We start from the raw sequence: 3607 nt of genomic DNA on the forward strand, positions 1-3607 counted from the left end.
AAGGTATCCTTGTCTTTAGTTTGGCGGAGTAAAACAAGTGATACTTGCTTGAGTAGATCATCGCCTGCAACGTGGCCGCAAGTATCGTTAATGATCTTAAATTGGTCCAAATCCAGTGACATCAAGGCATATTCTGCATCATCCGATGCTGAAAGTTGAAGTGCTTTAGATATTTGACCTTCGAAGTACTCGCGATTGCCTAGCCCTGTTAGGTGGTCATGTACGGCTAAATGTTCTAGATTCTGTTCTGCGAGTTTTTTGCTTGACGGGATTCGCTCTCTCTTATTTCTCTCTCGATGGCTGGAATCAGTCGAGCGAGATTTTCTTTCATTACGTAGTCTTGAGCCCCGGCTTTCATTAGCTTAATGGCTTCTCGTTCGGGGATCTCCCCTGACACAATAATAACTGGCAAATTCGCATCGCGATCACGGATGGTTTCTAAAGCTTCTTGGGAGGAATATCCGGGGATGCTGTGATCTGAGATAACAAGATCCCAGTCGGACTCTTCAAGCGCGCTTCTAAGGCTTCGATCAGTTTCAACTCTTGTTGAGTGAATATCTAAGCCGCCTTTTTTTAGTTCACGTAACAGCAATATGGTATCGTTTTCACAGTCATCAACGATTAATATATTATACATATGAATCTTAATTATTATGTGTCGGTTTACGGAAGAGTATATTTACTTATCATCTTCATTGGTCGCTAAGCCACTACGAAGAAACTTAGTAATGCTTTGAAATTAAAACAAAATTAGCTAAGAAAACTAGCAATACTTAGTGTTTTTAAAATCTGTATAACAGTATAAGTCTAGAATAGTGTTTGCTTTTATCAATGTTATGCAGGTGAGTGCTTAGATCTTTTGGTTATGACTGGCGATCCTAAGCAGTTTTCCTGTTTGAGATAACAGATATTTGCCCAGGATGCGAATGAAGATAGGCGTTAAAAATAAACGCCGGAAGTGACGAAGATAGGCGTTAAAAATAAACGCCGGAAGTGACGAAGATCAGGAAGTGAGTTGCTTGACGAATGTTCCCAAACATTCGCTAGCAGTAGCTGTTCCAGTATATTCCTTGTTGTAGCGGGAGGGTGCCAAAGAGCTAACCATTTGCGGCTTTCTTGCCTTGCTGTTTCAAGGTTGAGCGGTATTTCTTGCTCAATTCCATAAATTTCGGGGTCGGGCCTACATCCTCATACATTGGATCGCCCATTTCATCTTTCGATATGACTTTTTTACCCGCGATATAAGGGAAACTGGTTTCAAGTTCATCAAGAGCAGCCGATAGCAGCTCTCCAAGGATCTCACTTTTTGTTCTTTTGGGGTACATTTCTGCTAGTGCGTTAATTTTCGCTGCATCTTCTAAGGGGAGTCGGAATGTGTAGTCTTCAGAAGTAAATGTTGCTTTGGCTTGTTGTTCCCAGCATTCTGCTAAGGCTTTTATTTTCATAGCTTGAATCCTTGTGTGGTCGGGTTGTTCATTTTTTACGCTTAACTACAAGAATAAGTGTAGGTTGTTTGTTCAAAAAGTAGACACTTAAAAGTGTGTGCTTTTGTTAATGGTTTACTTGTTGTGGATTGTGCTCCATATTTATATATCTAGTTTTTACTATTTTGCGCAAATAAGGATTGGCTTGTAGTCACGAGCTTGTGATCAGCTTGCTTGCTAGCCTTGATAATCAAACACATTTGGAAAAGGTATATGTCAGAATTACACCCTTCTTTACGAGAAAATGTCCGTTTGCTTGGTGAGTTGTTAGGGCAGAATATTGAAGAACACCTTGGTTCGGAGTTTGTGGCGAAGTTGGAAGCCATTAGGGCTGCGGCAAAGCAGGATCGTGAAGCTGATGCGGGGGATGCGCATCCAGAACTTGTTCGTTTGCTTCAGGACCTGGGGGACGATGAGATGTTATTTGTTGCTCGAGCGTTTAACCAGTTTCTTAACCTGGCAAATATTGCTGAGCAGTATCATGGGGTAAGACGGAATCGCACCGATAGAGAAGACGGTTTGGAAACCTTTGACCAACTGCTGGACCGTTTGAAGGCCTCAGGTACCAAAGAAGAAGACTTGGCAAGCTTGCTTGAAGATATGAATATAGAGTTCGTATTGACGGCTCACCCCACTGAGGTTACACGTAGAACCTTGATACTTAAGTATGAAGCCATTACTGAGTGCTTATCTGAGCTGGATCGTTCCGATCTTAATGATTTAGAGCAGAAGCGTATTTGTGAACGTTTGAATCGCTTGGTTTGTGAAGCGTGGCATTCAGACGAGATTCGTCAGGTCAGGCCTTCGGCCGTCGACGAAGCAAAGTGGGGCTTTGCAGTAATAGAGAACAGTTTATGGACCGCCTTACCCGAGTTCTTACGTGAGTTTGATGCAGCGGTTAGCGATAAATTTGGTATTCAACTACCCCCACAGTTTTCACCCATTCGCTTTGCTTCGTGGATGGGGGGGGATCGCGATGGTAACCCAAACGTTACGGCAGAGTTGACGCAAGAGGTCCTGAGTCTGAGCCGTTGGATGGCAGCAGATTTGTATTTGAGAGATATTCGTGACTTGCTGAATGAGTTGTCAATGTGGAACTGTTCTCTGGAATTGAGGCAAGAGGCTGATCGAATATTGCAAGGGCAGGAGCGAAATCAGAATGAACCCTACCGCGTGATACTGGCTGACCTGCGTCGTCGACTGCAAAACACTAGGGAATGGGCGGCGCGAAAGGCAAGCGGTGAAGATGTAGAGCAATTAGATATACTCAGGGAAAATTCTGAATTGATGCAACCTTTATTGATGTGCTTCAATTCTTTGAAAGAAACGGGTCTTGATTCCGTGGCAAATGGCCTGTTGCTCGATACCATTAGGCGAGTACAGTGTTTCGGTCTGGAATTAGTAAAGCTGGATATTCGTCAGGATTCCGAGCGTCATCTCGAAGTGATGTCCGAACTTACCCAGCACTTGGGTATGGGGGATTTTGCGCAATGGAGCGAGCAGCAGAAACAGTCCTTTCTTATTAAAGAACTGTCCAGTAATCGGCCGCTTTTACCTCGTTCCTGGCCCGCCAGTGATAATGTGCGAGAAGTGTTGGCTACGTGTGACGTGGTTGCTTCTCAGCCTGAGTCAGCGTTGGGTTCATACGTTATTTCCATGGCCAGCACACCTTCCGATGTATTGACTGTCATCCTACTTTTACGGGAGTCGGGCATTCAGTTCCCTATGCGCGTTGTGCCTTTATTTGAGACCCTTGACGATTTGTCCGGGGCGAAGGAGGCTATTGATAGCTTATTATCAGTACCTTGGTATCAGGAGTACTGTAAAGGGCATCAAGAGGTAATGATTGGCTACTCTGATTCTGCTAAGGATGCAGGTCAGATGACAGCCGCTTGGGCTCAATATCAGGGGCAGGAAAGTCTGGTTGAGGTTGCACAAAAACATGGTGTTAAGCTGACTTTGTTTCACGGTCGCGGCGGCACGGTTGGTCGCGGTGGTGGCCCAGCGAATAGGGCGATTCTTTCTCAACCTCCTGGTTCGGTAGCTGGCTCTTTCCGTATCACGGAGCAAGGCGAAATGATTCGCTTTAAGTTCGGGATTCCAAGTGTTGCCAAACAGAGTTT

4 protein-coding genes are annotated in these 3607 nt (G+C 44.6%); 1 reads left to right on the plus strand and 3 read right to left on the minus strand.

Annotation, left to right across the window (positions count from 1 at the left end):
* The 3 genes from A3761_RS28955 to A3761_RS07370 form a co-directional block, all read right to left on the minus strand.
* A partial coding sequence (locus A3761_RS28955; RefSeq protein WP_156491717.1) for a GGDEF domain-containing protein occupies nucleotides 1-272 on the minus strand: 272 nt, incomplete at its 3' end.
* A complete protein-coding gene (locus A3761_RS07365; protein ID WP_068514639.1) occupies nucleotides 236-637 on the minus strand; it encodes a response regulator in 402 nt (133 codons plus the stop codon). The genes A3761_RS07365 and A3761_RS28955, both read right to left, overlap by 37 nt.
* A gap of 460 nt (nucleotides 638-1097) precedes the next feature.
* The gene (locus A3761_RS07370; RefSeq protein WP_068514910.1) at nucleotides 1098-1445 is read right to left on the minus strand and encodes a type 1 pili tip component; all 348 of its coding nucleotides are present in this window, start codon (nucleotides 1443-1445) and stop codon (nucleotides 1098-1100) included.
* A 252-nt stretch (nucleotides 1446-1697) separates the two neighbouring features.
* Here A3761_RS07370 and A3761_RS07375 point away from each other — a divergent pair.
* On the plus strand, nucleotides 1698-3607 hold a 1910-nt coding region (locus A3761_RS07375; protein ID WP_068750052.1), incomplete at its 3' end, for a phosphoenolpyruvate carboxylase.

This window comes from Oleiphilus sp. HI0123 (assembly GCF_001635315.1).

What these genes read in the sequence shown, in the direction of transcription:
- A3761_RS07370 (WP_068514910.1), bottom strand. Translation starts at nt 1,445, where the DNA reads ATGAAAATAAAAGCCTTAGCAGAATGCTGGGAACAACAAGCCAAAGCA.
- A3761_RS07365 (WP_068514639.1), bottom strand. Translation starts at nt 637, where the DNA reads ATGTATAATATATTAATCGTTGATGACTGTGAAAACGATACCATATTG.